This window comes from Actibacterium sp. (genome assembly GCF_041584535.1).
In the GTDB taxonomy this organism is placed as follows: Bacteria; Pseudomonadota; Alphaproteobacteria; order Rhodobacterales; family Rhodobacteraceae; genus Actibacterium_D.
The window spans coordinates 1-4,937 of record NZ_JBFHDW010000202.1 but is presented as its reverse complement, the minus strand read 5'-3'; the positions used below and the strand labels follow the sequence as shown (position 1 = coordinate 4,937).

Below are 4,937 nucleotides of genomic sequence, written 5' to 3'. Positions count from 1 at the left end.
ATCTGATCGGCGGGCACCAGATGGAACAGCAGGCCAGAGACGATCGAGAACGCGGCCAGCGCCAGCGCGATGATGCGGGTCTGGAAGCCGACCAGAATTGCGATGCCGCCCAGCAGCTCAAGCGCGATGGTCGGGTAGATCAGGATGCCGGGCACGCCGCCGGATTCCATATAGCTTTGCATGTAACCGATCGCGCCCAGCTTGCTGTAACCGGCGGTGATGAACAGGATCGACAGCAGAACGCGTGCTGCCAGATAGACGTAAGGCGTAAACTTTTCCATTTCATTTCCCTTCTGATCCGTCGTGAATGACGGTTGAGGGGAATTTACCTGTGCAAGAATGAAATGGAATTCGCCAATTTCACACAGAGTCTGCGCGATTGCGCACAGGCTGTCTTACAGCAGGTGCCGCCAGCCGCCGGAATACAGCGCCCAGCGTCCGCCACCGAAAACCAACAGCGGGATCGATAGGGAAATCGCCACGATCAACAGGATCGGTCCGACCTGCTCGGAACCCAGAATAAAGCCGCCGGTCATGGTGACTGCTGCCAACAACACGCATCCCAGCGCCGCCACGACGCGGGTGCGGATACCCAGCAACAGCCAGATCGCCACCATTAACAGCAACCCGTTCAGCGCGATCTGCGCCAGCGGGGCTGTGGTGATGTCGTGACGAGAAAACGGGTCGGTTGTGGCCTGAAGCAAGGCAAGCCCGGCCTGAGTGCCGATGATTGCTGAAACAGCCACGCGAAACACCGGTTGAAGGTTGTAAAGAACAGTTTTCATAGCCTGCACCTTTGGGGACTGGTCGATTTCCCAAAATACAAGCACAGGATGTATGAACGCCCTAGAGTAAATATTAAGAAATCGTTTTGCAATTGTGCAATTCACAAGCTGCCTAAAAACCGGGTAGGGTCTTTTCGGCCTCTGCCAATTTCTTAAAACAATGGGAAATCCAGTCTTTTGTGGCCTGAATGATCGGATCACCTTGACGGCTGGCGTGATAGGCAACCCAAAAATCCAAGTCATGCGCGCCGGTCTTTGGGTCCAGTAATTCCATATCGGGGTCATGCGCGACCATGGTGCAAGGCACGATCCCCGGCAGGCCGGTGGTCTTCATGATCTGATAGACATGCTCAGCCAGATGGGTGCGAATGATCGGGTCGGTGTCGAAATGGCGAAAGCCGATTTGCTGTGAGGGCAGGTCGTCAAAGCTGCGCGACAGGCCGATCCATTGGGTGCACCCGGAATAACCGCGCGGCGCATAGAGGGCCAATCGCATCGACCCGACACGTTGCGTGATCAGGCGGCCCGAGACCGGGCGATGCGGCTGAATGACGATGTCATGTTCCCCCATGCCCTCGCCACCGACGCGCTCGAAAAACTCCAGCCCGACATGCGACAGCGCCTCCATCGCGTATTGAAACGATGGATACAGCACTTGCGAGGCAACCATCGGCGGGGTGCCGACGCGGATCGGCAGGCGCTGATCGTCGCTCAGCATCATCGCCCGGTTTTTTTCGCGGGTCAGGGCCGATTCGAACACTTCGATGGTTTCGACAAGGTTTTGCAAACGAGAGGTCAGCATCCAGCGGTCATTCTGGCGGGTGAAGGGCGGATAGCCGAAGGTCTCGGACATCTTTTCGATCCGGCGCGACACCGTGGCGACATTGGTGCCAAGGATCTGGGCCGCAGCCGTCATCGTGCCCGCCTTGTGCAGCGCCAGCAGATATCGAAGATCGTCCCAGTTTTTCATGGCAAAGTTGTCCCTTTTAAGCCGTGAAATTGTAACGGGTAATGCGGAAACTCTGAATAGTTGTGCCAGTTGGCTGGCGGAATTCAAGGCAGAAAGTCCTGAAAACGCAATAGCTCTGACTGGTAACTAATGGAAAAACAGTGTTTTTCACTCCTGCGCCCCGATGTGTCAGGGCGCAGGATCAATCCAAAATAGGATCAGCTTTCGTCTTCGTCGTCGCCTTGGTCGGCGATCCGCGCGACCGAAACCACGACTTCGCCCTTGCCGGTGTCGAACACTTTGACACCGCCAGCGCTGCGCGACCGGAAGGAAATGCCGTCAACCGGGCAACGGATGGATTGGCCGGTCGAGGTGGCCAGCATGATCTGGTCGTCCATATCCACCGGGAAGCTGGCAACCAGTCGCCCGCCGCGCATCGCCTTGTCCATCGCGGCCACGCCCTGACCGCCACGCCCGCGCACCGGATAATCATGCGCCGAGCTAAGCTTGCCAGCCCCGCCCGAAGTGATGGTCAGGATCAGATCCTCGGCCGCCGACATTTCGGCATAACGCTCGGGCGACAATTGACCAGCCTCGACTTCGTCTTCGTCGGGCTCGACCTCGTCCGTAGCGCCGGCAATCAGGCGGCGTTGTTTCAGATAGGCGGCGCGTTCTTCGGCGCTGGCCTCGAAATGGCGGATCACCGCCATCGACACGACCTCATCCTTGCCGGACAGGCGAATGCCGCGCACGCCGGTGGAATCGCGGCCCTTGAACACGCGCACATCCGTTGTCGGAAAGCGGATCGCCCGGCCGCCCGAGGTGACCAGCATCACGTCATCATCTTCGGCACAGATCCGCGCATTCACCAGCGCCACGTCCTCGGGCAGCTTCATCGCGATTTTGCCGTTCGATTTGACGTTGGTGAAATCCGACAACTGGTTGCGCCGCACATCGCCCGCCGTGGTGGCAAACACGATCTGCAGATCCGACCATTCCTCTTCGGGGCGGTCGACCGGCATGATCGCGGCCACGGAAATACCGGGCGGGATCGGCAGGATGTTGACGATCGCCTTGCCCTTGGACGTGCGCCCGCCTTGCGGCAGCCGCCAGGTCTTAAGCTTGTAGACCATGCCTTCGGTGGTGAAGAACAGCAGTTGCGTATGGGTGTTGGCGACGAAAAGGGTGGTTACGACATCCTCTTCCTTGGTCGACATGCCCGACAGACCCTTGCCGCCGCGACGCTGGGCGCGGAATTCGCCCAGCGGGGTGCGCTTGATGTAACCGGCGCTGGTCACGGTCACGACCATGTCTTCGCGCTCGATCAGGTCTTCGTCATCCATGTCGCCGGACCAATCGACGATCTCGGTGCGGCGCGGCACGGCGAATTGATCTCTCACCTCGCGCAGTTCGTCCGAGATGATGCCCAGAATCCGTTCGCGTGATCCCAGAATCTCCAGATATTCCCGGATCTTGGAGGCCAAAGCTTGCAGTTCGTCAGTGACTTCCTTGACGCCCATCGCGGTCAGACGTTGCAGGCGCAGGTCCAGAATGGCGCGGGCCTGAGTTTCCGACATGTTATAGGTGCCGTCGTCGTTCATCTTGTGGCTGGGATCGTCGATCAGCCGGATGTATTCGGCGATATCATGCGCCGGCCAGCGCCGGGTCATCAGCCGCTCGCGCGCCTCGGCGGGGTCGGCCGAGCTGCGGATTGTGGCGACGACTTCATCGACATTGGTGACGGCCACGGCCAGACCGCACAGGACATGGCTGCGTTCACGCGCTTTGCGCAGCTCGAACGCGGTGCGGCGGGCAACGACCTCTTCGCGGAAATCAATGAAGGCGGTCAGGAATTTGCGCAGGGTCAGCTGTTCGGGACGGCCGCCGTTCAGCGCCAGCATATTGGCCCCGAACGAGGTTTGCATCGGCGTATAGCGGAACAGCTGGTTCAGCACGACCTCGGCCGTGGCATCGCGTTTCAGTTCGATCACCACCCGGACGCCGACGCGGTCGGATTCGTCCTGAATGCTGCTGATGCCTTCCAGTTTCTTCTCGCGCACCAGTTCAGCGATCTTTTCGATCATGCTGGCCTTGTTCACCTGATAGGGAATCTCGTCCAGCACGATGGCATAGCGATCCTTGCGCAGTTCCTCGATCCGGGTCTTGGCGCGGATGATGACGCTGCCGCGGCCTTCGAGATAGGCTTTGCGGGCGCCCGAGCGGCCAAGGATAATGCCGCCGGTCGGGAAATCCGGTGCCGGGACATATTCCATCAGCTCTTCCGAGGTCATGTCCGGGCTTTCGATCAGCGCCAGCGTGGCGTCGATCACTTCGCCCAGATTGTGCGGCGGAATCCGGGTGGCCATGCCGACGGCAATACCTTCGGCGCCGTTGACCAGCATGTTCGGGAACCGGGCGGGCAGGGCGGTGGGTTCACGTTCCTTGCCATCATAGTTGTCCTGAAAATCGACGGTGTCCTTGTCGATATCCGACAACAGCGGCATGGCGGCCTTGGCCAGACGGGCCTCGGTATACCGCATGGCCGCCGGGCTATCGCCATCCATCGAGCCAAAGTTGCCCTGACCGTCGATCAGCGGCAGCGACATCGAGAAATTCTGAGCCATCCGCACCAGCGCGTCATAAATCGCGCTGTCGCCATGCGGGTGATAGTTACCCATGACCTCGCCAACCGGCTTAGCGGCTTTGCGATAGGACCTGTCGGGTGTATAATTGCCCTCATACATGGCATACAGGATGCGACGGTGCACAGGTTTTAGGCCATCGCGCAGATCCGGGATCGCGCGACTGACGATCACGCTCATCGCGTAATCCATGAACGACGTCTTCATCTCGTCTTCGAGGAAGACGCTCGTGATTTTCTGGCGGTGCAACTCGCTCATGCGTCGGCTCCCGGGGGCCCGGACGGAATCAGATGTCCAGGTTCTTCACGAACAGCGCATTCTCCTCGATGAAGTTGCGACGCGGCTCGACCTCGTCGCCCATCAGCGTCGAGAAGATGATGTCGGCCTCGACGGCGTCGTCGACCTTCACCTGCAGGAGCGTACGCCGCGTCGGGTCCATCGTGGTCTCCCAGAGCTGGCTCGGGTTCATCTCGCCGAGGCCCTTGTAGCGCTGGATCTCGAGCCCCTTGCGGGCCGCGGTCATGATGCGCTCGACCGCGGCTTGCAGGCTCGGGAAGCGCT

At 59.9% G+C, this 4,937-nt stretch carries 4 protein-coding genes and 1 pseudogene; all 5 read right to left on the bottom strand.

The window, feature by feature from the left end; translation table 11 throughout:
* Positions 1 to 281 (bottom strand): DoxX family protein (locus tag ABYW26_RS10430; protein WP_372604780.1); only part of this gene is annotated, 281 nt, incomplete at its 3' end.
* 114 nt (positions 282 to 395) lie between these two features.
* Positions 396 to 785: a hypothetical protein gene (locus ABYW26_RS10425; RefSeq protein WP_372604779.1), complete on the bottom strand. Its 390-nt coding sequence runs from the start codon at positions 783 to 785 to the stop codon at positions 396 to 398.
* Between the two features lie 112 nt (positions 786 to 897).
* A complete protein-coding gene (locus ABYW26_RS10420; RefSeq protein WP_372604778.1) occupies positions 898 to 1,755 on the bottom strand; it encodes a LysR family transcriptional regulator in 858 nt (285 codons plus the stop codon).
* Between the two features lie 197 nt (positions 1,756 to 1,952).
* Complete coding sequence (gene gyrA / locus ABYW26_RS10415) at positions 1,953 to 4,634, bottom strand: DNA gyrase subunit A (RefSeq protein WP_372604777.1); 2,682 nt, start codon at positions 4,632 to 4,634, stop codon at positions 1,953 to 1,955.
* A 28-nt stretch (positions 4,635 to 4,662) separates the two neighbouring features.
* Positions 4,663 to 4,937, bottom strand: a pseudogene (locus tag ABYW26_RS10410) (DNA gyrase subunit B); the annotation flags it as partial.